Source organism: Pseudomonas panipatensis (genome assembly GCF_900099785.1).
Lineage (GTDB): Bacteria > Pseudomonadota > Gammaproteobacteria > Pseudomonadales > Pseudomonadaceae > Pseudomonas > Pseudomonas panipatensis.
Genome location: NZ_FNDS01000001.1, coordinates 431,750 through 456,066, shown reverse-complemented (window position 1 = coordinate 456,066; position 24,317 = coordinate 431,750). Strand labels below are relative to the sequence as shown.

At 62.3% G+C, this 24,317-nt stretch carries 20 protein-coding genes and 5 tRNA genes; 4 read left to right on the top strand and 21 right to left on the bottom strand.

Features of this window, described 5'->3' with window-relative positions; all coding sequences use genetic code 11:
• Positions 1 to 115: 115 nt before the first annotated feature.
• The 10 genes from BLQ74_RS02190 to BLQ74_RS02145 form a co-directional block, all read right to left on the bottom strand.
• Complete coding sequence (locus BLQ74_RS02190; RefSeq protein WP_090260396.1) at positions 116 to 1,120, bottom strand: tRNA dihydrouridine synthase; 1,005 nt, start codon at positions 1,118 to 1,120, stop codon at positions 116 to 118.
• Between the two features lie 66 nt (positions 1,121 to 1,186).
• Entirely contained in the window at positions 1,187 to 1,636 is a 450-nt protein-coding gene (locus tag BLQ74_RS02185; protein ID WP_090260394.1) for an acyl-CoA thioesterase, read from the bottom strand.
• A gap of 110 nt (positions 1,637 to 1,746) precedes the next feature.
• Entirely contained in the window at positions 1,747 to 2,592 is an 846-nt protein-coding gene (locus BLQ74_RS02180) for an alpha/beta fold hydrolase (protein WP_090260391.1), read from the bottom strand.
• Between the two features lie 23 nt (positions 2,593 to 2,615).
• Entirely contained in the window at positions 2,616 to 3,173 is a 558-nt protein-coding gene (locus BLQ74_RS02175) for a TetR/AcrR family transcriptional regulator (protein WP_090260390.1), read from the bottom strand.
• A gap of 172 nt (positions 3,174 to 3,345) precedes the next feature.
• Positions 3,346 to 3,421 (bottom strand) — tRNA-Glu (locus tag BLQ74_RS02170).
• Between the two features lie 42 nt (positions 3,422 to 3,463).
• Positions 3,464 to 3,539 (bottom strand) — tRNA-Ala (locus tag BLQ74_RS02165).
• A gap of 45 nt (positions 3,540 to 3,584) precedes the next feature.
• A tRNA-Glu gene (locus BLQ74_RS02160) sits at positions 3,585 to 3,660 on the bottom strand.
• Positions 3,661 to 3,708: 48 nt separating this feature from the next.
• Positions 3,709 to 3,784: transfer RNA gene (locus BLQ74_RS02155), tRNA-Ala, on the bottom strand.
• Between the two features lie 269 nt (positions 3,785 to 4,053).
• The gene (gene gltX, locus BLQ74_RS02150; protein ID WP_090260387.1) at positions 4,054 to 5,538 is read right to left on the bottom strand and encodes a glutamate--tRNA ligase; all 1,485 of its coding nucleotides are present in this window, start codon (positions 5,536 to 5,538) and stop codon (positions 4,054 to 4,056) included.
• A gap of 48 nt (positions 5,539 to 5,586) precedes the next feature.
• A complete protein-coding gene (locus BLQ74_RS02145) occupies positions 5,587 to 6,507 on the bottom strand; it encodes a LysR family transcriptional regulator (protein ID WP_090260385.1) in 921 nt (306 codons plus the stop codon).
• Between the two features lie 106 nt (positions 6,508 to 6,613).
• On the opposite strand from BLQ74_RS02145, the gene BLQ74_RS02140 reads away from it, so the two are divergent.
• On the top strand, positions 6,614 to 7,648 hold the full coding sequence (locus BLQ74_RS02140) for an HlyD family secretion protein (RefSeq protein ID WP_090260382.1): 1,035 nt from the start codon (positions 6,614 to 6,616) through the stop codon (positions 7,646 to 7,648).
• Positions 7,638 to 9,197 (top strand): MDR family MFS transporter, encoded by a 1,560-nt coding sequence (locus tag BLQ74_RS02135; protein ID WP_483153923.1) that lies wholly within the window; start codon positions 7,638 to 7,640, stop codon positions 9,195 to 9,197. The genes BLQ74_RS02140 and BLQ74_RS02135 overlap by 11 nt, the downstream gene beginning before the upstream one ends.
• 27 nt (positions 9,198 to 9,224) lie before the next feature.
• Here the strand turns inward: BLQ74_RS02135 and uvrB are convergent, their stop codons facing one another.
• Positions 9,225 to 11,240, bottom strand: a complete 2,016-nt coding sequence (uvrB, locus tag BLQ74_RS02130; protein ID WP_090260380.1) for an excinuclease ABC subunit UvrB — start codon at positions 11,238 to 11,240, stop codon at positions 9,225 to 9,227.
• Positions 11,241 to 11,424: 184 nt separating this feature from the next.
• Between uvrB and BLQ74_RS02125 the strand changes: the two genes are divergently transcribed.
• The gene (locus BLQ74_RS02125; RefSeq protein ID WP_090260377.1) at positions 11,425 to 12,621 is read left to right on the top strand and encodes an amino acid aminotransferase; all 1,197 of its coding nucleotides are present in this window, start codon (positions 11,425 to 11,427) and stop codon (positions 12,619 to 12,621) included.
• Positions 12,622 to 12,690: 69 nt separating this feature from the next.
• A tRNA-Asn gene (locus tag BLQ74_RS02120) sits at positions 12,691 to 12,766 on the top strand.
• Positions 12,767 to 12,907: 141 nt separating this feature from the next.
• Here BLQ74_RS02120 and BLQ74_RS02115 read toward each other — a convergent pair.
• The 10 genes from BLQ74_RS02115 to BLQ74_RS02070 form a co-directional block, all read right to left on the bottom strand.
• Positions 12,908 to 13,237 carry a ComEA family DNA-binding protein gene (locus BLQ74_RS02115; protein WP_090260374.1) on the bottom strand — a complete coding sequence of 110 codons (330 nt, stop codon included), beginning with the start codon at positions 13,235 to 13,237 and terminating at the stop codon, positions 12,908 to 12,910.
• 189 nt (positions 13,238 to 13,426) lie between these two features.
• A complete protein-coding gene (locus BLQ74_RS02110; RefSeq protein ID WP_090260372.1) occupies positions 13,427 to 15,418 on the bottom strand; it encodes a polysaccharide biosynthesis protein in 1,992 nt (663 codons plus the stop codon).
• A 78-nt stretch (positions 15,419 to 15,496) separates the two neighbouring features.
• Positions 15,497 to 16,513 (bottom strand): MraY family glycosyltransferase, encoded by a 1,017-nt coding sequence (locus tag BLQ74_RS02105; RefSeq protein WP_090260370.1) that lies wholly within the window; start codon positions 16,511 to 16,513, stop codon positions 15,497 to 15,499.
• Positions 16,510 to 17,466 (bottom strand): UDP-glucose 4-epimerase family protein, encoded by a 957-nt coding sequence (locus BLQ74_RS02100; RefSeq protein WP_090261157.1) that lies wholly within the window; start codon positions 17,464 to 17,466, stop codon positions 16,510 to 16,512. The genes BLQ74_RS02105 and BLQ74_RS02100 overlap by 4 nt, the downstream gene beginning before the upstream one ends.
• Positions 17,467 to 17,526: 60 nt before the next feature.
• On the bottom strand, positions 17,527 to 18,546 hold the full coding sequence (locus BLQ74_RS02095; protein WP_090261155.1) for a tetratricopeptide repeat protein: 1,020 nt from the start codon (positions 18,544 to 18,546) through the stop codon (positions 17,527 to 17,529).
• Positions 18,547 to 18,684: 138 nt separating this feature from the next.
• Positions 18,685 to 18,987 (bottom strand): LapA family protein, encoded by a 303-nt coding sequence (locus BLQ74_RS02090; protein WP_090260368.1) that lies wholly within the window; start codon positions 18,985 to 18,987, stop codon positions 18,685 to 18,687.
• A 33-nt stretch (positions 18,988 to 19,020) separates the two neighbouring features.
• On the bottom strand, positions 19,021 to 19,305 hold the full coding sequence (gene ihfB, locus BLQ74_RS02085) for an integration host factor subunit beta (RefSeq protein ID WP_090260367.1): 285 nt from the start codon (positions 19,303 to 19,305) through the stop codon (positions 19,021 to 19,023).
• A gap of 135 nt (positions 19,306 to 19,440) precedes the next feature.
• Positions 19,441 to 21,120, bottom strand: coding sequence for a 30S ribosomal protein S1 (gene rpsA / locus BLQ74_RS02080; RefSeq protein WP_090260365.1), 1,680 nt, complete (start codon positions 21,118 to 21,120; stop codon positions 19,441 to 19,443).
• 258 nt (positions 21,121 to 21,378) lie between these two features.
• Positions 21,379 to 22,086, bottom strand: a complete 708-nt coding sequence (cmk, locus tag BLQ74_RS02075; RefSeq protein WP_090260363.1) for a (d)CMP kinase — start codon at positions 22,084 to 22,086, stop codon at positions 21,379 to 21,381.
• A complete protein-coding gene (locus BLQ74_RS02070; protein ID WP_425287476.1) occupies positions 22,086 to 24,314 on the bottom strand; it encodes a bifunctional prephenate dehydrogenase/3-phosphoshikimate 1-carboxyvinyltransferase in 2,229 nt (742 codons plus the stop codon). The genes cmk and BLQ74_RS02070 overlap by 1 nt, the downstream gene beginning before the upstream one ends.
• Between the last annotated feature and the right edge of the window lie 3 nt (positions 24,315 to 24,317).

Here is a 24,317-nt window from a genome sequence, read left to right as displayed (position 1 = left end):
GCGAATCTCCTGAAAAAATCAGCAAGTTTTTTTCTGGAGCCTGTCTGCAGGACTCCGTTGCGGGACCCGGCTTCGGCCTCCCGCACGGATACAGATAAGGACGCCTGGGAGCATTTCAAGCCCCCAGATCGCACAGCGCCTCTTCACCGACCGATCCAGCCACGCACGCTGGCAGGCCGTGCCCCAGCACCAGGCGGTCGAGCAACTCGCAGTCACTCTCCCTGCGCACCTCGGCGAACAAGACCAGCGCCTCCGGATAGCTGCGGGTGAGCATGCCCAGCCACTGCTTCAGACGCCCCGGCGCATAACGCGGGCCCAGCTTGCGTCGAGCCTGACGCCAGAAGTCTTCGAGCAGGACGCGGACGTCCTGCCAGGGCATCTCGCGAATCTCTGCGCCATCGCGCCAGGCGGCGATCTGCCGCGCCAGATCGGGTCGCGATACCAGACCACGACCGAGCATGATGTCCGCCACACCACTGATTTCGCGGCAACGCAGGTAGTCGTCGAGGGTCCACACCTCGCCATTGGCGAACACCGGCACCGACACGGCCTCGGCCACCCGCGCGACCCACTCCCAATGCGCCGGCGGCTTGTAGCCATCGACCTTGGTCCGTGCATGCACCACCACATGGGCGGAACCGCCATCGGCCAGGGCACGGGCGCAATCCATGGCACCATCGGGAGCCTCGTAGCCCAGGCGCATCTTCGCCGTCACGGGAATCCCGGACGGCACCGCGCGGCGGACGGCATCGACGATGGCGAACATCAGCTCCGGCTCCTTGAGCAGGACCGCCCCGCCCCGGGAACGATTCACCGTCTTCGCCGGGCAACCGAAATTGAGGTCGATGACCGGCGCCCCCAGCTCGCAAGCGAACGCCGCGTTTTCCGCCAGGCATTGTGGGTCGGAACCCAGCAGTTGCACGCGCATTGGCGTGCCGGCTCGGGTTCGACTGCCCTGCGACAGCTCGGGGGCGAGTTTCTCGTACGTGGCAGCAGGAAGCAGGCGATCGGTAACGCGGATGAACTCGGTGACGCACCAGTCGATGCCGCCCACGCGGGTCAACACATCACGGAGTATCTCGTCGACCAGCCCCTCCATCGGAGCCAGGGCAATTTGCACAGCGGGACAACCTCGAAGTCGAAGGCGGCGAATTCTAGGGGTTGCCGCCGCCCAGGCAAATAGCCGTCAGGCCGGCGCAGTACCGGCGCCGAGCAGCGCGGCGCCATAGCCCTCGATGAACGCCGCCGGCATGCGCCTGGGCCGACCGCTGGACAGCTCGATGCAGACGAAGGTGGTGCGGGCCCGCAGCAGGGTCACGCCATCGGCCGGGCGCACCAGTTGAAAGCAGCGATCCATGCGCAGTTTCTGGTCGGACTCGACGATCCAGGTGGCCATTTGCAGTTGCTCGCCCTCGTAGGCGGCCGCCAGGTAATCGATCTCATGGCGCAACACCGCCATGGCCCGGTCCAGCCGGCGATATTCGGCCAGGTCCAGGCCCAGGCGCTGCGAATGGCGCCAGGCACAGCGCTCGAGCCAACTGACATAGACGGCATTGTTGGCATGACCGAGTCCGTCGATGTCCTCGGCGTTGACGGTAATGTCGATGACGAAGGGGGTGGGCAGGTCCCAAGCCATGCGCTTGCTCCAGGCTGGGGCCGGGTCCCGGGGACCCGGCCACTTGATCGAAGCGGGCAGTTTACAGGGCCATGGCGACTCCCGCTCCCTCTCCTGGCGAATGCCGCCGCTCAGGAAGCCAGCGCGAGGCGCCGCGCGCGCGACACCTCCTGGCCTTCCAGCAGCGCCAGGACCGCGTCGCTCAGCGCCGGATCAGCCAGCACGCGCTGGTGACCGCCCGCCTGGAGACGCAACAGGCGGCTCCCGGGCCAGGCCGCGTGAATGGCCTGCGCCTCGTCCACCGGCACCTGCGGATCATCCTCCGCATGCACCACCAGCCCCGGCATATCAAGGCTGTAACGGCTGACATCCAGTTGCTTCACCGGCATGCCGGCGAGGCGTTCGACCTGGCGGATGAAGCGATAGCGCGCCTCGCGCGGCAACCCCATGAACGCGGCGAACCGGCGGAGCACGGAAAGCACCCGGCTCGGCGCAGCGATGGTCACCAGCGCCTCGGTACGCAAGCCCAGTTGGCTAGCCAGTAGCGCACTGGCCCCACCCATCGAGTGACCGATCACCGCGCGCAGCGGCGGCAGCTCGCTGGCCGCCTCCAGCATCGCGCGGGCGAACAGCACCGGGTTGGCGTGACGCCCGGGCGAGCGGCCATGGGCCGGGCCATCCAGCGCCACTACCGCGTAGCCTGCACCGACCAGCTCGCGGATCAGGTGAGCGAACTGCGTCGGCCGCCCCTCCCAGCCATGCATCAGCAATACCGCCGGCCCCTCGCCCCAGCGCAAAGCGGACAGGCCGAAGCGCAGGGTGATGCGCTCGGCGCTGGCCAGCATCGGCAGCTCCCAATCGCGTGGCGGCAAGGCTCGCGGGGTGATGAAGACTTCGCGCATGCGCCGCGCCGCCCATTCCGGTGCCAGACGCCCCAAGGTGGCGTTGACGCCACGGACCCAGGTCAAGCTGCTCATTGCCAGTACCTCCCATCGAGGGATCAGATCACCGCTTTTTTTGCGGCACGCAGGATGCGGTCGGAGAGATCGCCTTGCCCCAGGGCCCGAGCCAGGGACAGTCCGCCCACCATCAGGGCGAGGTCAGCCAGTACCAGGTCAGCGTCCTCCGGACGCTCCGCCAGCGCGGCGACCATCAACTCGATATGCTCGGCCAGCGCCTCTCGGAAGCCTTCCGGCAATTGCGCCGCCTCAGCCAGCGAACTGGGCAGGGGACAGCCCTGCCCTTCGCTGTCGCGATGCTTGCGGGACAGGTAGAAGGCCGCAGCCAAGGCACGCCGCTCGCTGAACGGCGTAGCGGCATCGAAGCTTTTCAAGGCCGCCCGACGGCTCGCCAGCGTTTGCCGGAAAGCCTCGAGCATCAGCGCATCCTTGCTATCGAAATGCGCATAGAAGCCTCCCACGGTCAGCCCGGCGGCACTCATCACCTCGTTGACACTGGGTTCGAGCGGACCTCGCCGGACCAGGGCCGCCGCTGCCGCCTGGAGAATTCGCTCGCGGGTCTGAGTCTTCTTGTCGCCCGCCGTGGATTTATCGCTCATCGCCTGCCACCACCTGTCTCGATCAAAATATTACGATCGAAATATTATGCTCGTAATAAATTTTGACAAGCAGAAACGCCGACCACTGGTCGCTGAAGTTTTCGGAGGCTAGAAAAACAAAAGGGCCACTCGAAAATTGAGTGACCCTATAGGCCCCGCAGAGCGGGAAAATTGGCGTCCCCTAGGGGACTCGAACCCCTGTTACCGCCGTGAAAGGGCGGTGTCCTAGGCCACTAGACGAAGGGGACGTATCCTTCGAAGAAATCCGCGGATCGCGAACTCTGGCGATTTGGTGGAGCTAGACGGGATCGAACCGTCGACCTCTTGCATGCCATGCAAGCGCTCTCCCAGCTGAGCTATAGCCCCAGATGACTCTGGCGGACGACGCGAACGCATCGTCGCTGGAATTAATGGCGTCCCCTAGGGGACTCGAACCCCTGTTACCGCCGTGAAAGGGCGGTGTCCTAGGCCACTAGACGAAGGGGACGCAAACCTTCGATTTTCAGCCCTGCCTTGGCAGGACTTACTGGTAATTTGGTGGAGCTAGACGGGATCGAACCGTCGACCTCTTGCATGCCATGCAAGCGCTCTCCCAGCTGAGCTATAGCCCCAAAGTACCGCTATACCGCTTGCCTCGCTTCGCGCTGTTCGTTCAGTTCGTCGCGAGAACGGGGCGCATCTTAAGAGCGAGGCGCTACCCTGTCAACAAGATTTTTCGACTTTCCTAAATTTTTTCTCTCAAAGAACAAACACTTATGCACGCCCCCGAAACCGGCCTGGACTTTCCCATGTCATTCCATAGAGCCGCCGCAAGCACGCCCTGCATTTCCGACGCATGAAAAAGCCGGGCTCAAGGCCCGGCTTTCGATGGGAGCGATCCTCAGGCGCCGATGGCGTCGCGGATCTTCTCCCACTCCTTGGCTTCCTTCTTGGAGGCGCCACCCAACAGCTCCAGAGCCTGGCGCAAGCGATAGCGCGACAGGTCGGCCCCGAGGATTTCCATGGCATCGAGCACGGACACCGAACTAGCCTGGCCAGTGATGGCCGGGAACATCAGCGGCATGACATCGCGCAGCTTCAGCTCAAGGTGCTCAGCCACTGCCTGGATGCACGCGGTGATCTTGTCCTTCTCCCACTGGCGCAACGCTTCCAGCTTCCACAGCACCAGCTGCAACACCTGGCGCACCTGGGTAGCGTCGAGCTTCTTGTGCTCGAACAGCTTGGCGTCCAGTTGCACACCGCCGCTGAAGAAGAAGCCGGCGAGCGGAGCGATCTGGCTGAAGTTCTCCACCCGCCCCTGCACGTGCGGGGCGATCTTCATCAGGTACTCGGGGTTCAACGCCCACTTCTGCACTTCCCGGGCGAATTCTTCGACCGACTGCTCACGAATCCACTGACCATTCAACCAGGACAGTTTCTCCAGGTCGAAGATCGGCCCGCCCAGGGAGACGCGCGACAAGTCGAAGTGCTCGATCATCTCAGCCAGGCTGAACTTCTCGCGCTCGTCCGGCATCGACCAGCCCATGCGCCCTAGGTAGTTGAGCAGCGCCTGCGGCAGGTAGCCCATGCGCTCGTAGAAGGTGATCGAGGTCGGGTTCTTGCGCTTGGACAGCTTGCTCTTGTCCGGATTGCGCAGCAGCGGCATGTAGCAGAGCACCGGCTGCTCCCAGCCGAAGTACTCGTAGAGCTTGATCAGCTTGGGCGCCGACGGCAGCCACTCTTCGCCGCGCAGGACATGAGTGATGCCCATCAGGTGGTCGTCGACCACATTCGCCAGGAAATAGGTGGGCAGGCCGTCGGCCTTCATCAGCACCTGCATGTCCATGCGATCCCACGGAATCTCGACGTCGCCGCGGAGCATGTCCGGAACCACGCAGACGCCTTCGGTCGGCACTTTCATGCGCACCACGTGGGATTCGCCGGCAGCGATCCGCTGCGCGGCCTCTGCCTTGGGCAGGTGCATGCAGTGACCGTCGTAGCGCGGGGTTTCCTTGTTGGCCATTTGCTGCGCGCGAATCTGGTCCAGGCGCTCCGCCGAGCAGAAGCACGGGAAGGCATGGCCTTTCTCGACCAATTCGTCGGAGTACTTCTTATAGATGGCGCCACGCTCGCTCTGCCGGTACGGGCCGTGCGGACCACCGACGTCCGGGCCCTCGTCCCACTCGATGCCCAGCCAGCGCAGCGCGTCGAATATCTGCTGTTCCGATTCGCGCGTGGAGCGCAGCTGGTCGGTGTCCTCGATACGCAGGATGAACTGGCCGCCGTGCTGACGGGCGAAGCAGAGGTTGAACAGCGCGATGTAGGCAGTGCCGACGTGCGGGTCGCCGGTGGGAGATGGCGCGATACGGGTGCGGACAGTGGTCATGAAAGCTCTCGTGAAAGCGGAGTGGACAGCGCGGGGCGGGGCCGGCGCTCATGGGTGCAATGTTATCAGGCGGGCCGCCCCCGGCTCCAGCCGATGGCTTTCGTCGATCGGCAGGCGGTGGATCAGGTAGTCGAGAAAGGTCTTCACCTTCATTGCCTGAAAACGCCGCGAGGGATAGACCGCGTAAAGTTCACCGATCGGCAACTGCACCCCCGGAAGCAGGCGCTCCAGGCGCCCGGACTCCAGCGCCGCCTCGACGATGAGCTCCGGCAGCGAAGCGATCCCCGCGCCGGCCAGCACCGCCTCGCGGGCAAAGGAGATGTTGTTGCAGGACAACACCCGCTGGCACGGCACGCTTTCGTTGGACAGCGGCCAGTAGCGCTGCGAGTCCTGCGCCACCAGTACTGCCCGGTGCCTGGCCAGATCCTCGACATATTGCGGCCGGCCATGCTGGCGCAGGTACTCCGGGCTGGCGCAGAGGCAGCGATTGGTCACCAGCAGGCGTCTGGCGATCAGCGTCGAATCCTCTGGCTGACCGACGGTGATGGCGATATCGACGCCCTCCTCCAGCGGATCGACGGTGCGCGAACTCAACTCCACCTCGGCGGTGATCTGCGGATACAGGCGCATGAAGTCGCCGAGCACGCCGGCCAGGTACATCTGCCCGAACTCGATGGGCGCGGTGATGCGCAGCAGGCCAGAAGGCTCCTGCTGCAACTGCATGACAGCCTGCTCGGCCTCGGCGAAGTCCAGCATGATCTGCCGGCAACGGTCGTAATAGGCCTGCCCCACCTCCGTCAGGCGCAACTTGCGCGTCGTGCGGTTGAGCAGGCGCACGCCGAGGCGTTCTTCCAACAGTGCGATGCGCCGACTCACCGTCGACTTCTGCATGCCCAGGCTCTGCGCGGCCTGGGTAAAGCTGTGGAATTCAACGACGCGAGTGAAGATCAGCGCATCATCCAGCCCCATGATTGTTCCCTATAAACAACAAAGTTTCCGAAGTGTAGCGGCTGCGGCCTGACAAGGAACACTGCTACATTGGCGGACATTTTGGCCAACCAAACGCTTGCTTCCCATGCCCACACAATTACAACGACGCCTGACCGTTTTCCTTGTCCTTCTCTGCCTGGTCGCCGCGGCCTTCCTCGGCCGCTGGTACTTCATCGGCCGATTCGTCGAAAGCACCGACAACGCCTACGTCCAGGGCGAGATCACGCGCATCGCCAGTCAACTGGGCGCGCGCATCGATCAGGTGCTGGTCAGCGATAACCAGCACGTCGACAAGGGCCAATTGCTGGTCAAGCTCGAAGCAGCCGACTTCCAACTGGCCCTGGAGCGCGCCAAGGCCGCCCTGGCCACCCACGAAGCGGAGCTGGTGGAGGCGCGCAGCAAACTCAAGAGCCAGTCGAGCGCGATCGCTGCCAGCGAGGCAGACCTGAACGCCAGCCAGGCCACCTTCGGGCGCACCCAGATCGACCTCGGCCGCGCCCAGGCCCTGCGCAAGCCGGGCTACGTCTCGGAGGAGCGCGTCACCACCCTGACCGCCGATACCCATGTCGCCCGCTCGCAGGTAGCCAAGGCTGAGGCCGACCTGCAGGCCCAGCGCATCCAGGTCGATGCACTGAACGCCGACATCAAGCGTCTGCAGGCGCAGATAGACAGCGCGCGCACGGAAATCGCCCAGGCCGAGATCAATCTCGCCCGCACTGAAATCCGCGCGCCGGTGAGCGGCCTCATTGGCCAGCGCAGCGCCCGTGTCGGTCAGTACGTGCAGGTCGGTACCCAACTGCTGTCGCTGGTACCGGATGAAGGCATCTGGGTGCAAGCCAACTTCAAGGAAACCCAGATCGGCAAGATGCGTCCGGGACAAAAGGCCACACTGATCCTCGACAGTTTCTCCGACACCCCGATCGAGGGCCGCGTGGAAAGCCTGTTCGCCGCCTCCGGCGCGCAGTTCAGCCTGCTGCCGCCGGACAATGCCACCGGCAACTTCACCAAGGTGGTGCAGCGCATTCCGGTAAAGATCACCTTCGCTGGCGACACGCCGCTGAAAGGCCTGATCCGCCCCGGCATGTCGGTCGAGGCCGAGGTCCACCTCGGTGAGCGCTGATCCCCTCGTCCGCGCCACCGGCGAGCCGAGTCGGCGCGACTGGATCGCGGTGTTCGCCGCCATGCTCGGCGCGTTCATGGCGGTGCTCGACATCCAGATCACCAACTCTTCGTTGAAGGACATCCAGGGCGCGCTGGCCGCGACCCTGGAGGAAGGCTCATGGATATCCACGTCCTACCTGGTCGCGGAAATCATCATGATCCCGCTCACCGCCTGGCTGGTGCAGCTCCTCTCGGCGCGCCGGCTGGCGGTGATCGTTTCCATCGGCTTTCTGTTTTCCTCCCTGCTCTGCTCGTTCGCCTGGAACCTGGAGAGCATGATCATGTTCCGCGCCATGCAGGGCTTCACCGGCGGCGCGCTGATCCCCCTGGCATTCACCCTGACCTTGATCAAGCTGCCGGAGCACCATCGCGCCAAAGGCATGGCGCTGTTCGCCATCACAGCCACCTTCGCCCCCTCCATCGGCCCGACCCTGGGCGGCTGGCTGACCGAGAACTTCGGCTGGGAGTACATTTTCTACATCAACATCCCGCCGGGCCTGCTGATGATCGCCGGGCTGCTCTACGGCCTGGAGAAGAAGCCGCCGCACTGGGAGCTACTGAAGAGCACCGACTACGCGGGTATCGTGACCATGGCCATCGGCCTGGGCTGCCTGCAGGTCTTTCTCGAAGAAGGCCATCGCAAAGACTGGCTGGAATCGAATCTGATCGTCGCCCTGGGCAGCATCGCCCTGGTCAGCCTGATCCTCTTCGTGATCCTGCAGACCTCGCGCCCCAATCCGCTGATCAACCTGGGCATCCTGCGCAACCGCAACTTCGGGCTATCGAGCATTTCCAGCGTCGGCCTGGGCATGGGCCTGTACGGCTCGATCTACGTGCTGCCGCTGTACCTGGCGCAGGTCCAGGGTTACAACGCCATGCAGATCGGCGAGGTGATCATGTGGATGGGTATCCCGCAGCTATTCCTCATTCCCCTGATCCCCAAGCTGATGAAGCTGATACAACCGCGCCTGCTGTGCGCCCTGGGCTTCGGTCTGTTCGGCGCCGCCAGCTTCTTCTCCGGGGTTCTCAACCCGGACTTCGCCGGCCCGCAGTTCAATCAGATCCAACTGGTACGCGCCCTCGGCCAGCCGATGGTGATGGTGACCATCTCGCTGATCGCCACCGCCTATCTTCAGCCGCAGGACGCCGGTTCAGCCTCGAGCCTCTTCAACATTTTACGCAACCTCGGCGGCGCGATCGGTATCGCCCTGCTGGCAACCCTGCTGGATAGTCGCGCCAAGGTCTATTACGACTACCTGCGCGAGGCCGTGGTGCCGGTGAATGGCGCCGTGAGCGAGCGCCTGGCGCTCCTTACCGAGCAACTGGGCAGCCAGCAGGCGGCGCTGGGCGAAATCAGCGTGATCGTACATCAGCAGGCGGCCATCATGGCCTACAACGATGCCTTCCATGCCATCGGCATCGTTCTCGCCGTCAGCATGCTCGCCGCCCTGCTGACCCGCCCCCTGCCTAGCGGGCTGGGCGCCCAGGCTGGAGCCGGCGCGCACTGACGGCAATGCGCCCGGCGAGAGTCGGCCTCAACCGACCTCGACCAGGCGTTCGCGCAGCTTGTGGATGTCGTCGCGCACAGCCGCCGCGGCCTCGAACTCCAGATCGCGGGCCAGTTGGTACATCTTTTCCTCCAACTGGCGGATACGCTTGCTGATCTCGCTCGGCGAGCGCAACTCCGCCTCGTAGCGCCCGCTTTCCTCGGCGACTTTGGCCACGCCCCGGCGCTTGCCCTTGGCGCCGGGCACCACGGCGCCCTCGAGGATATCCTTGATGTCCTTCTTCACGCCCTTGGGCACGATGCCGTTGGCCTGGTTGAAGGCAATCTGCTTGTTACGCCGCCGCTCGGTCTCATCCATGGCGCGCCGCATCGAGCCGGTGACGTTGTCGGCATACAGAATCGCCTTGCCGTTGAGATTTCGCGCGGCGCGGCCGATGGTCTGGATCAGCGAACGCTCGGAGCGCAGGAAGCCCTCCTTGTCCGCATCGAGGATCGCCACCAAGGAGACCTCCGGCATATCCAGGCCTTCGCGCAGCAGGTTGATGCCGACCAGTACATCGAAGGTACCGGTGCGCAGGTCGCGGATGATTTCCATGCGCTCGACGGTGTCGATGTCCGAGTGCAGGTAGCGCACCCGCACATCGTGATCGCTCAGGTAATCGGTGAGGTCCTCGGCCATGCGCTTGGTCAGGGTAGTGACCAGCACGCGTTCCTCCTGAGCCACGCGCAGGCGGATTTCCGAGAGCAGGTCATCGACCTGGGTGGAGGCTGGGCGGACTTCGATCTGCGGGTCGACCAGACCGGTGGGACGCACTACCTGCTCGATCACCCGGCCGGCATGCTGCTCCTCGTAGGGTCCGGGCGTGGCGGAAACGAAAATGGTCTGCGGACTGATCGCCTCCCACTCCTCGAAGCGCAGCGGCCGGTTATCCAGCGCCGACGGCAGGCGGAATCCGTACTCCACCAGGGTCTCCTTGCGCGAGCGATCACCTTTGTACATGGCTCCGACCTGCGGAACACTGACATGGGACTCGTCGATCACCAGCAGCGAGTTGGCCGGCAGGTAGTCGTACAGCGTCGGCGGCGGCTCGCCGGGACCGCGCCCGGACAGATAGCGCGAGTAGTTCTCGATGCCGTTGCAGTAGCCCAGTTCGAGGATCATCTCCAGGTCGAAGCGGGTGCGCTGCTCCAGACGCTGGGCCTCCACCAGCTTGTTGTTGTTACGCAGGTAGTCGAGGCGCAGCTTGAGCTCCTCCTTGATCTGCTCCACCGCCTCAAGCAGGGTCTCCCGCGGCGTGACGTAGTGGCTCTTGGGGTAGAAGGTGAAGCGCGGCAGCTTGCGGATCACCTCGCCGGTGAGCGGATCGAAGGCGGAGATGTTCTCCACCTCGTCATCGAACAACTCGACGCGGATCGCCTCCAGTTCGGATTCAGCCGGGAAGATGTCGATCACATCGCCACGCACGCGGAAGCTGGCGCGGGCGAAATCCATGTCGTTACGGGTGTATTGCAGGCTGGTCAGGCGACGCAGCAGCTCGCGCTGGTCGATACGGTCGCCACGATCCAGGTGCAGGACCATCTTCAAATAGGAAGCCGGGTCGCCGAGGCCGTAAATGGACGAGACCGTGCAGACAATGATCGCGTCCTCGCGCTCCAGCAGCGCCTTGGTCGCCGACAGACGCATCTGTTCGATGTGGTCATTGATCGAGGAGTCCTTCTCGATATAGGTATCGGAGGACGGCACATAGGCTTCCGGCTGGTAGTAGTCGTAGTAGGAAACGAAGTACTCGACGGCGTTGTGCGGGAAGAACGTCTTGAACTCGCCATACAACTGGGCGGCCAGGGTCTTGTTCGGCGCCAGGACCATGGTCGGGCGCTGCACGCGGGCAATCACGTTGGCGATGCTGAAGGTCTTGCCGGAGCCGGTCACCCCCAGCAGGGTCTGGTGCGACAGCCCGGCCTCCAGGCCTTCCACCATCTGTCGGATCGCCTCGGGCTGGTCGCCCGCCGGCTTGAATCGCGAATCCAGTTGGAATGTCGACATGGGAACCTCTCCAGAGGGTGTGACGCAGGCAGAATTGCGGCGTCAAACCAGGCGAAAGCATGCGCGATGAACTCGCCGCGTGCCATAGAGGCCGATATAATACCGGCCCGTCGACGCAACCCCCAGCGTCCCTCGCGACGGGTTGCCAATGCTTCATCACCTTCGCCTTAGAGCTGCTGCCAAAATGAGTCTGTTCTCCGCTGTCGAAATGGCCCCCCGCGACCCCATTCTGGGCCTGAACGAAGCCTTCAATGCCGACACCCGCCCGGGCAAGATCAACCTCGGCGTTGGCGTCTATTACAACGAGGAGGGTCGCCTCCCGTTGCTGCGCGCCGTGCAGGCCGCGGAGAAAGCCCGGATCGAAGCCCATGCACCGCGCGGCTACCTGCCGATCGAAGGCATCGCGGCCTATGACCAGGGCGTACAGAAGCTGCTGTTCGGCGCAGACTCCGAACTGCTCGCCGAAGGCCGGGTCGTCACCACCCAGGCCGTCGGTGGCACGGGCGCCCTGAAGACCGGCGCGGACTTCCTCAAGCGCCTGCTGCCCAATGCCACCGTGGCGATCAGCGATCCGAGCTGGGAAAACCATCGCGCGCTGTTCGAAGCCGCCGGTTTCCCGGTACAAAACTACCGCTACTACGATGCCGCCAGCCATGGCGTGAACCGTGCAGGCCTGCTCGAAGACCTGAACGCCCTGCCCGCCCGCTCGATCGTGGTGCTGCACGCCTGCTGCCACAACCCGACCGGCGTCGACCTGGGCATGGACGATTGGGAACAGGTCCTCGACGTTCTCAAGGCCAAAGAGCACGTGCCGTTCCTCGACATCGCCTACCAAGGCTTCGGTGATGGCATCGACGAAGACGCCTCCGCTGTGCGTCTGTTTGCCAAATCCGGGCTGAACTTCTTCGTTTCCAGCTCCTTCTCCAAGTCGTTCTCGCTGTATGGCGAGCGCGTCGGCGCACTGTCCATCGTCACCGATAGCCGCGAGGAATCCGCTCGCGTCCTGTCCCAGGTCAAGCGCGTGATCCGCACCAACTACTCCAACCCGCCGACCCACGGCGCCAGCGTGGTTTCCGCCGTACTCAACAGCCCGGAACTGCGCGCCCTGTGGGAAGAAGAACTGGGCGAGATGCGCGACCGTATCCGTAACATGCGCCAGGCCATGGTTGCCCAGCTGGCGACCCTTGGCGCCAAGCGCGATTTCAGCTTCGTTGCCCAGCAGCGCGGCATGTTCTCCTACTCCGGCCTGACCGCCGAGCAGGTAGAGCGCTTGAAGAACGAGTTCGGCATCTATGCCGTCGGTACCGGTCGTATCTGCGTCGCCGCGCTGAACAACGGCAACCTGGACACCGTCACCCGCGCCATCGTCCAGGTGCTCTGAAAAAAATGGGGGAAGTCGTCGAGAGAATGTTGACTTCCCCTTTTTAATCAGTAAGATACGCCCCGTTGTTCCGCGATAGCTCAGTCGGTAGAGCAAATGACTGTTAATCATTGGGTCCCTGGTTCGAGTCCAGGTCGCGGAGCCAAAATTCAAAGCCCTCGGCGCAAGCCGGGGGCTTTTTCATTGGGGTGAAATATTTTCCCCAACCACCTCAGGGGACTTTCCAGCCCCGAAGGCAGAATAGAAAAAGCCGGTCGCTGACCGGCTTTTCGACTAACCAGCAGAGCTATTCCAAGCTCAACCGACTCCGATTCTTCTCCAGGATCGCCTTACCTATCCCCTTCACCTCCAGCAACTGATCCACGGTGGTGAATGGTCCATTAGCCTCGCGATAGGCCACTATCGCTTCAGCCTTGACCTTGCCGATCCCCTTCAGCTCCTGTTGCAACAGGGAAGCATCGGCAGTGTTGATATTGACCGCTCCTTCCGTCCCGACAGCTTTTTGCGACACAGCGGCCGCCGGCGCGGCCGGTTCGGCCTGAGGCGCCGCCATGGAAAGCCCAGAGAAGAATACGGAGGACAACAGAACCAGCAGTAGTGCGGAAAGTTTACGCATGGAATCACTCCTTTGAAGACGACGGGAAAGCGAACCCCAACCAAGTTCGCCCATCTACCTTCGGCAAAAGGAGCATTAAGGAAAAGCGCAAAAACGTTGTTCGCAAACGAAAAGGAATCTCCCCTTATCTCTCGCGGATAAATCCGCCGAATAAAGGGATCATTCCTCTCGGATGGCAGCCACTATCTGTCAGGGTTCCAGGCGGCGCTGCAAGTGCACCAGATCGACTATCTCGCCGTCCGGGTTATAGCCGTTGACCGTCTCACGCAGAAGCATTCGCACCCGCCCATAATCGCCGGTCTCGACCGCCTTGAGCAAAGATGCCAGAACGTTCTTGAACGCATCCCAGGTCAAGAATTCTTCATTCGCTCGCATGATCATCGGATGGTCGGTGGCACTGACCTCGCCGCCGATCAACAGCTCTTCATAAAGCTTCTCACCGGGGCGCAAACCACTGAACTCGATAGCGATATCGCCATGGGGCGCGCTCTCCGAACGAACGCTGAGCCCGGACAAATGAATCATTCGCTGGGCCAGTTCCAGAATCTTCACCGGCTGCCCCATATCCAGCACGAAGACATCGCCACCACGCCCCATCGAACCCGCCTGAATCACCAACTGAGCAGCTTCAGGGATGGTCATGAAATAGCGCGTGATCGCCGGGTGGGTGACGGTCACCGGGCCGCCACGCCTGATCTGCTCGCGAAACAGCGGAATGACGGAACCCGAAGAGCCCAGCACATTGCCGAAACGTACCATGGTGAAGCGCGTCTTGTTGACGTGATGGACTCCCGACTTATCACCGAAGAGCACAGGGGCAGTTTCCTGACTGAGCGCCTGCAGGATCATTTCGGCCAGGCGCTTGGTTCCGCCCATGACATTGGTGGGCCGCACGGCCTTGTCAGTGGAGATCAGGACGAAATTCTGCACGCCGGCCTGAATCGATGCCTGCGCGGTGTTCAGTGTCCCCAGCACATTGTTCAGCACCCCCTCCGATACGTTGTGCTCAACGATAGGCACATGCTTGTAGGCAGCGGCGTGGTAGACAGTAGCAACCTTCCAGCTATGCATCACATCCAGCAGCCGCTCGACGCTTCGAACCGACCCCAGAATGGGCACCAGTTGCACGGCCAGCGACTCACGCTTGATGCGTCGCTCCAGCTCCTGATGAATGCGATAGAGATTGAATTCACAGTGCTCGAAAAGGATCAACACGAGCGGCCCGCAGGCGAGTATCTGCCGACACAACTCCGAACCGATCGAACCGCCAGCCCCAGTGACCATCACCGCCTGACCCCGGATACAGTGTTCGAGCAATTCCTTGCGCGGCGCCACCGGATCACGGCCTAGCAGGTCAGCGATATCCACCTCCTGGATATCGTCCACCCGCACCCGACCGTTGGCCAGATCGATAAATCCGGGAACGCTGCGCACATGAAGCGGATAGGGTTCGAGCAGACCCAATATCTCTCTGCGTCGAGCACGCGAGGCAGACGGGATGGCCAGAAGGATCTCCTGGGCTCCCGTCTCATCGATCATCTGCTGGATATGCTTGGGCTTGAACACGCGCAAGCCTGCGATGACCCGATTGACGATCTGGTCGTCGTCATCGATGAAAGCCACGGGACGCATGGCCCTTCCCAAGCGCAGCGCGGCTACCAGTTGATTGCCCGCAGAGCCGGCGCCATACACTGCAACCTTGGTCAGGCCATCGTTCTGCTTATTGAAGAACGGCACCGCCTGAACGGCTCCGTACCAATCCCCCATGAAGTACTGGCGCATAGCCAGACGCAAGCCGCCGACCATGAGGAGACTCAACCACCAATAATTGAGCACCAGTGAACGCGGGACAGCCTCGGTTACCGTGCGGTTCCAATAAACCACCAGCGAAAGCACCAACGCCGAAATCGTCACTGCCTTCCAGATGGCAATCAACGCATCGTTGCCGAGGTAACGCATCACCGCCCGGTACATGCCGAAACGGATGAACAGCGGAATGGCGATCAGCGGCGCAGTGAAGAAAAGCCAAGCATGGGCTCTGAACGGATAAACCAGATCATCGGTCCCCAGGCGTACCACGAAGGCAAGCCAGAGCGCCGCCCAGACGAGAAATACGTCGGTGATGACCTGCAACATGCGCTTATAACGGCGCGGCAACCCTAGAAGGCGCTCTCGCAACATACCCTTTCGTCCTATCTGAGTGAGGGATAGCCGATCCCGCACTACATTGACCACCATATCCCATGGAGTTCAGCGCAATTACTGACCATCTGGCCGGCCCGCCCCCAAAAGCGCTGCGACGAGCACCAATGGAGCATAGGCAAGAATCAGACCCGGCAAGCCGTCGATTCTCTCCAGGCAAACAAGAACCGCAATCGGCAGCAACCAACACAGATTGATGGCCACCACTGCCAGGCTGACCCCGCGGTGCGCCCCGATCCGGCGCGCGGCTCGCTGGTAAGCATGACTACGGTGCGCCTCATAGACTCGCTCGCCACGCAGCAAGCGCTGGAGAAGCGTCCAGGTAGCATCGACGACGAACACACCCAGAAGGATCAGCCAACACCAGAATAACTGGCCGCCGGCCCAGGCCGCCTGCAAGGAAAAACCACCCAGAACCAACCCGAGAAAACCGCTGCCCGCATCTCCCATGAAGATTCGCGCCGGCGGGAAATTCCACAGAAGGAATCCGCCCACCGCCCCAGCAAGCAACAAGGGCAGCCAGACGCGTGACTCCTGCCCCAGCAACCAATAGCAAAGGATGCCACCCAGGCAGACGGTCATCGCCTCCAAGCTAGCGATCCCATCGATGCCATCCATGAAGTTGTAAAGATTCAGCAACCAGACCAGATAAAAAAGCGCCAGAGCATCACCGAACAGCCCCAAGTGCCAAAACTCACCGGCAAACCGAATAGGAGGCAGCCCTCCCACGGCAGCCAACAAGGCAGCGGCCCCTAGAAAGTGCCCCAGCAGACGCCAACGCGCCGGAATGTGCCGATGGTCGTCGACAAAGCCGATGAGCGCGATAAAAGCCCCTGGAATCAGGAACGCCAGCGAGGTCCGCGCGTCGATAAGCCCTATTCCCCAGGCCACCGGCAAGGCCAGCAAGAAACTCAGCACTATGGCTACGCCGCCCCCCCTGGGCGTAGGAACGCTATGGGAACTTCGCTCATTGGGGATGTCCATGACGCTTCGAGCCAAGGCGTAGCGACGTACACCCGCGGTCCCCACCAAGGAGAGCAGGAACGTGCCCAGCAACAAAAGGACAGCACTCATCGCCCACTCTCCCGATACCAGCGAGCAACCGAATCTAGCGCCTGATCGACGCTTATCGGCGGCCGCCAATCGAGCAGCCGCCGGGCTTTGCCGATATCGACCTGCAAGGAACCGAGCAGACGCTGCATCTGCGCCTGCTTACCGGTTAGCAATGCCAAGGCACGCAGAGCGACGACGGGAACCGGCAACAACCTGGGTTGCACCCCCAGCGCCGCGCTGAGCCGCCGACACAGGGCGGCAGTGGATAAGTCCTCGCCATCGCTGACCAGGAATACTTGATTGGCCGCCTTGGGATGATTCAGGCAGAGACGAATGAAATCGACCAGGTTGTCGCGCGCCACCAGACTGCGACGGTTGTCGACCAAAGCAAAGGGCAAGGGGCGCCGTCTATACAGCGCCCCCATGAGACTGGCGAAGTTTGCCCCGACCCCAGACCCGTAAACCAGCGGCGGCCGGATAATCACCACTTCCAGCCCACTTTCCCCCGCCAATTGATGCAATGCCCGCTCAGCTTCCAGCTTCGACTGGCCATAAGGATCGACGGGAGCCGGGACGGCATCTTCAGTGAAAGGCCGGCCCATAGGGGTGAACTCGCCGTTGACCTTGATCGAACTGAGGAATATGAAACGCTTGACCCCGGCGGCAGCGGCCTGCCGAGCCAAATTCAACGTCGCATCGACATTGATCGCACGAAACGCCGACAACGGATCATTCGCCATTTCGTGCATGACATGTACACGCGCCGCAGCATGCACGATTACATCGATCCCTTGCAGAGCCTCAGTCCAGTCCTGGGAGGCGCTCAACCCATCGATCCGGCATACATCGACAGGCGGAAAGCCGGCCGGCACGGAACGGACCACCGCACGCACTCGAATTTCCGGCGCCGCGGACAAGGACTCCAACAGCCCCCGACCGACAAAACCCGTTGCCCCTGTGAGAAGAACTTTCAATACCACTCCCGCGAACTCTAGGCACTCCGAGTGCCATCCTCGAACGAAACAATAACGACACTACAAAGGAGCAGTGATGGGTCTCAACGTATTCCAAGCGTGACAGCCGGGGCACTGCCAATGCAGCTCACGGCCTGCGAAGCCACAGTTGCCGCAACGATAATGCGGCATAGCCTTATATAGGCCGACAATGGTTGGCCGCATCTGAGACAAGAGTTCAGAGTCAGCGCCATCCCCCTCGAGCAGGCCGAGGAAATCCAGCACCCCCTGCCAGGAAGGATGCTGCTGCACCCGCGCCAGCAAACGTCCTCGCCAATCCGCTCCATCGGCATCCACCACCGCCAGTATCGCCAATACGGCCGGAGAAGCCTCCGGCACTTCGGCCAAGCGACGCAGCGGGACGAGTATTGCAGGATCAGCAACGTAATCATGGCGCTTGAGGACAGGCAAAAGCTCCCCTGCGAACCCCTGATTTTCCAACACCAACTCACGTATCGAGGCGCTGGCTGCTTGCAGGTCTCCCCGCCACAGCTCGCAATCCAGGCGCATCAGCAAAGCCCGCACGCAATTCGGATCCACTCGCAAGGCCTCCGTTAGAAGCTCTTGCATCGCACCTCGGTCACCGGCCCGGGACTTCTCCAGCGCCAGTTCGCAGTAATAATTCGCCAGAACCGACTTCAGTTGCGGCCGGCGAGCAACCAACCGAGCAGCGAGCTCGACCGCCCGGGACCAGTTCTTCTCTCGCTCGGCGATACGACGCAGCTCATCCAGAGCCTCCTGGGAGATGGCCTGATCATCCAGCTGCATCAACTCATCCAGCAAATCTTCAGCACGCCCCAACAAACCACCAGCGATGAAATCACGCGCCAGCTCCAGATGAATCTGCGCCGACAGCGCAGCGTTATCGGGCGCCTTGTCCAGCAGCGCTTCGTGTATGTGAATAGCCTTTTCGATATCTCCCCGGCGCCTGAACAGATTGCCCACATGCACATGGCTTTCCAGGGTATCGGGATTCACCGCGAGCCCCTGCGATAGGCGCTCAAGGGCATCGTCGGAATGTCGATCGAGCAGGTTGTGCATGCTGCGCACCCGCTCGCGCAGCGAGTGATCAGAGATAGAGGGCCGAGTGCCCTCGAGAACAGAACGTCGGCCTAGCCACCAACCGATGGCCAGGGCCAGGAAGAACAGGAGGGCCGCGAAAGCGCTAGGCATCCCAAATCACTGAGTCTTCAGTGACGAATCGCGCAGAGCCTCGTTTTCCTTACGGAATCGGGATACTTCGGCATGGAGGCCAGACATGCGCACCCGCGTCCGCGCGCGCGAAGGAACGCTCAGCAGCAAACCGATCAGCCCACCGAAAACGAAGGCCAAGGTAACGAAGACAACGACAGGCCATTCGGGCGTCTGCCAACCCAGGAAGGCCAGGTGAGTGGTCTGCAGGTTTTCCAAGACAAATACGATGACCATCGCGCAGAGCAGGATGGCCGTCAGGAAAACCAGAAAGCGTCTAACCCGAAGCATGAGATCTCCTCTACCTTACACGTCCGCAGCCCACTATTCGGGCTCATTGACCCGGTCGCGCAATTCCTTGCCTGGCTTGAAGTGCGGAACGAACTTACCATCCAGGCGAACCGACTCACCGGTCTTCGGATTACGACCGAGGCGCGGCGCACGGTAATGCAGAGAGAAACTGCCAAACCCACGGATCTCGATACGATCCCCGGTCGCCAGAGCCTGGGACATCTGCTCAAGCATGGTCTTGATCGCCAGCTCCACATCCTTTGCGGAAAGCTGCCCCTGATGGGTGACGATTCTCTCGATCAACTCCGACTTGGTCATGGTTTTCCCTTCTTTTTCAAGCGGCTAGATCAGCTCAAAGCTCTTTTAGCACGCTGATCAGGCTTTGAACAGCCTAAGCAAGGGAAAACGAAAAAGGGCGACCGAAGTCGCCCTTTTCCTTGGAAGAATCAGGACTTAGCCCTGGTTCTCCATTTGCGCGCGGATCAGGTCGCCGATGGTGGTCGGGCCAGCGCTTTCAGTTTCCTGTTTGCGCAGCTCTTTCATGGCTTCCTTCTCGTCGTCCACGTCTTTCGACTTGACCGACAGGCTGATCACACGGCTCTTGCGATCGATGCTGATGATCTTGGCTTCGACTTCTTCGCCTTCCTTCAGCACGTTGCGCGCGTCTTCAACGCGGTCACGGCTGATTTCGGAGGCTTTCAGGATGCCTTCGATGTCATCGCCCAGGCTGATCACAGCGCCTTTGGCATCCACTTCCTTCACAACACCGCGAACGATGCTGCCTTTTTCGTGCATGGAGGCGTAGTTGGAGAACGGATCGTCTTCCAGCTGCTTGATGCCCAGGGAGATGCGCTCACGCTCCGGATCAACGGAGAGGATGACGGTATCCAGCTCGTCGCCTTTCTTGAAGCGGCGAACGGCTTCTTCACCAACTTCGTTCCAGGAGATGTCGGACAAGTGAACCAGACCGTCGATGCCGCCTTCCAGGCCGATGAAGATACCGAAATCGGTGATCGACTTGATGGTGCCGGAGATCTTGTCGCCCTTGTTGAAGCGGCTGGAGAAATCTTCCCACGGGTTGGACTTGCACTGCTTGATGCCCAGGGAGATACGACGACGCTCTTCGTCGATGTCCAGAACCTGAACTTCCACTTCGTCGCCAACCTGAACGACTTTCGACGGGTGGATGTTCTTGTTGGTCCAGTCCATTTCGGAGACGTGTACCAGGCCTTCCACACCCTCTTCCAGCTCGGCGAAGCAGCCGTAGTCGGTGAGGTTGGTGACGCGGGCCATGACGCGGGTGCCTTCCGGGTAACGCGCCTTGATGGCGACCCACGGATCTTCGCCCAGTTGCTTCAGACCCAGCGAAACGCGGTTGCGCTCGCGGTCGAACTTCAGAACCTTGACGTCGATCTCGTCGCCAACATTGACGATTTCCGACGGATGCTTGATGCGTTTCCAAGCCATGTCGGTGATGTGCAGCAGACCATCTACGCCGCCCAGGTCAACGAACGCACCGTAGTCGGTGAGGTTCTTGACGATACCTTTGACTTGCTGACCTTCCTGCAGGGATTCCAGCAGAGCTTCGCGCTCGGCGCTGTTCTCGGCTTCCAGGACACTGCGGCGGGAAACGACAACGTTGTTGCGCTTCTGGTCCAGCTTGATGACCTTGAACTCGAGCTCTTTGCCTTCGAGGTGAGTCGTGTCGCGAACCGGACGCACATCGACCAGGGAACCCGGCAGGAACGCGCGGATACCGCTGACGTCGACGGTGAAGCCGCCTTTGACCTTGCCGTTGATAACGCCCTTGACCACTTCGTCTGCAGCGAAAGCTGCTTCCAGAACAATCCAGCATTCTGCACGCTTGGCTTTTTCGCGGGACAGCTTGGTCTCACCGAAGCCGTCTTCAACCGCGTCCAGCGCAACGTGGACTTCGTCACCCACATTGATGGTCAGTTCGCCCTGTTCGTTGTAGAACTGCTCGACCGGGATGACGCCCTCGGACTTCAGGCCAGCATGGACGGTGACCCAGTCACCATCGATGTCGACCACGATGCCGGTGATGATTGCACCCGGCTGCATGTCGAGGGATTTCAGACTTTCTTCAAAGAGTTCTGCGAAGCTTTCGCTCATGTTTATACCCGTAGTCTAGGGCACGCGATGCGCCCAGTTCCGCGCCACCAGTTGACGCGGTCAAGTCATGAAAAGAAGCCGGCAGGATCAGGACTGGTAACCTGCCGCTCCCTGTTGCGCCCCATCGAAAACAGGCGCTCCATTTTAGGTTTCAGGAAATCGCATCGCTCCAGATGAGCGAAACCCTTCCAATACAAGGTCTGGAATGGTAGCAACCATGGAGGTTGCCGTCAAACGGACAACCTCCCGCCCCGCCACTTATTCGCTATCCAGGCCGAGCCTGCTGACCTCCGCGAGGATGTTGTCCACCACCGCGTCGATCGTCATGTGAGTGGAGTCGAGCAGGATTGCGCCCTCCGCTGGTTTCAGCGGCGCTACGCTGCGCTGGCTGTCACGCTCGTCGCGGGCGCGGATTTCTTCGGCGAGGACTGCCTGGTCGCTGTCGATCCCCTTGCCCTTGAGCTGCAGGTAGCGGCGCCGGGCGCGCTCCTCGGCCGAGGCGGTGAGGAAAATCTTCAGCGGCGCATCGGGAAACACCACCGTGCCCATGTCGCGGCCATCGGCCACCAGCCCCGGCTCTTCGAGGAAGGCACGCTGGCGCTGCAGCAGAGCGTCACGCACCGCCGGCAGCGCCGCAACCTGAGAGGCACCGGCGCCGACCTGCTCGGTACGGATCACATCGGTGACGTCCTCGCCCTCGAGAATGATGTGTTGCCCCTGGCCACCCTTGGCGTGGGTGAACTGCACATCCAAATGGGCCGCCAGGACCTTCAGCGCCTCTTCGTTGGTCAGGTCGATACCGTGATTGCCGGCAGCGAATGCCAACAGACGATAGAGCGCACCGGAGTCCAGCAGATTCCAGCCCAAACGCTTGGCCAGGATTCCGGCCACGGTGCCCTTGCCGGAACCACTGGGTCCGTCAATGGCGACCACCGGCCAGGCGCCAGACTGCACGCCGCCAGCCATCAGTTGCCCTCCACGGCGACACGAATGCCGGCGCCGGCGGCCAGGCCGAGGAAATTCGGGAACGACGTGGCGACGTTGGCGCAATCATGAATGCGAATCGGACCACCGGCACGCAGCGAAGCGACACTGAAGGACATGGCGATACGGTGGTCGCCGTGGCTCCACACTTCGCCGCCAGCGTAGGCGCCGCCTTCGATGATGATGCCGTCCGGGGTCGGCTCGCACTTCACGCCCAGCGCCTGCAGGCCATCGGCCATGACCTGAATGCGGTCGGACTCCTTGACCCGCAGCTCTTCCGCGCCACGCAGCACGGTACGGCCTTCGGCGTTGGCCGCGGCAACGAAGAGCACCGGGAATTCGTCGATGGCCAGCGGCACCAGATCTTCCGGGATGTCGATGCCTTTCAGCTTGGCCGAGCGCACGCGCAGGTCAGCCACCGGCTCGCCGCCGACTTCGCGCTGGTTTTCCAGGGTGATGTCGGCGCCCATCAGACGCAGGATGTCGATGACACCGGTGCGGGTCGGGTTGATGCCAACGTGTTCCAGGACGATCTCCGAGCCTTCGGCGATGCTCGCCGCCACCAGGAAGAAGGCCGCCGAGGAAATATCGGCCGGCACTTCGATACTGGTCGCGCTGAGCTTGTGCCCCGACTCGACCTTCGCCGTGCTGCCTTGCACGTCCACCGGATAGCCGAAGCCACGCAGCATGCGCTCGGTGTGGTCGCGGGTCGGCGCCGGCTCGGTGACCGACGTCTCGCCCGCGGCATAGAGGCCGGCAAGCAGCAGGCAGGATTTCACCTGGGCGCTGGCCATGGGCATGTCGTAGTGCATGCCGGTCAGTTTCTGGCCACCGCGAATGGTCAGCGGCGGACGGCCTTCCGGGCCGGTCTCGATCACCGCGCCCATCTCGCGCAGCGGTTTGGCCACGCGGTTCATCGGGCGCTTGGACAGCGAGGGGTCACCGGTCAGGGTGCTGTCGAACGGCTGCGCGGCCAGCAGGCCGCTGAGCAGGCGCATGGAGGTACCGGAGTTACCCAGGTAGATCGGGCCCGGCGCGGGCTTCAGACCGTGCAGGCCGACACCATGGACAGTGACCCGGCCATGGTGCGGGCCTTCGATGACCACACCCATGTCGCGGAACGCCTGAATGGTGGCCAGGGCGTCTTCGCCCTCGAGGAAGCCGTCCACCTCGGTGGTGCCCTCGGCCAGCGAGCCGAGCATGATCGAGCGGTGGGAGATGGACTTGTCGCCCGGCACACGTACGCGTCCGGACAGGCGGCCACCCGGCTGGGCCAGGTAAATCAGGTCGTTGTTATGCATGGCGTCCACATAGGCCCGGCGGGCCAGGATTTTGCTGAAATGTTCACGGGCGACACGGGCGCGGGTGAACACGCCCAGCAGTTGATGCCCGTCCCCTGAGTCGACAGCCTCGCGCAAGGCGTCGAGGTCATCGCGGAAGACATCGAGGATGCGCAAGACCGCCTCGCGGTTGGCGAGGAAGATATCGTGCCACATCACCGGATCGCTGCCGGCGATCCGCGTGAAGTCACGGAAGCCGCCGGCGGCGTAACGGAAGATTTCCAGGTTCTCACTGCGCTTGGCCAACGAATCGACCAAGGTGAAAGCCAGCAGGTGCGGCAAGTGACTGGTGGCCGCCAGGACTTCGTCATGGTGCTCGACCTGCATGTGCTCGACATCGGCGTCGAGTTCGCGCCAGAGCCGGTCGACCAGGGCCAAGGCGTCGCTGTCGGTATTCTCCAGCGGCGTCAGTATCACCTTGTGGCGACGGAACAGTCCCGACTTGGCCGCTTCCACCCCACTCTGCTCGGAGCCGGCGATCGGATGGCCCGGAACGAAGCGCGCCGGCATGCCACCGAAGGCCACCCTGGCAGCTTTCACCACGTTGCCCTTGGCGCTGCCGACATCGGTCAACACCGCCCGCCCCAGATCGTAACCGGCCAGCTCGGCGAGGACTTTCTCCATGGCCAGGATCGGCACCGCCAACTGAATCACATCGGCGTCGCGGCAGGCGTTTTCCAGCGACTCTTCGCAACGGTCGACCACGCCCAGCTCGACCGCCAGACGGCAGGATTGCGGATCACGATCCACCCCCACCACCTCCTCGAATAGCGCCTTTTCGCGCAAGCCCTTGGCGAAGGAGCCGCCGATCAGGCCGAGCCCCACCACCACCAGACGATGCAGTCTGGGCCGCGCCTGTTGCACGGGCATGAC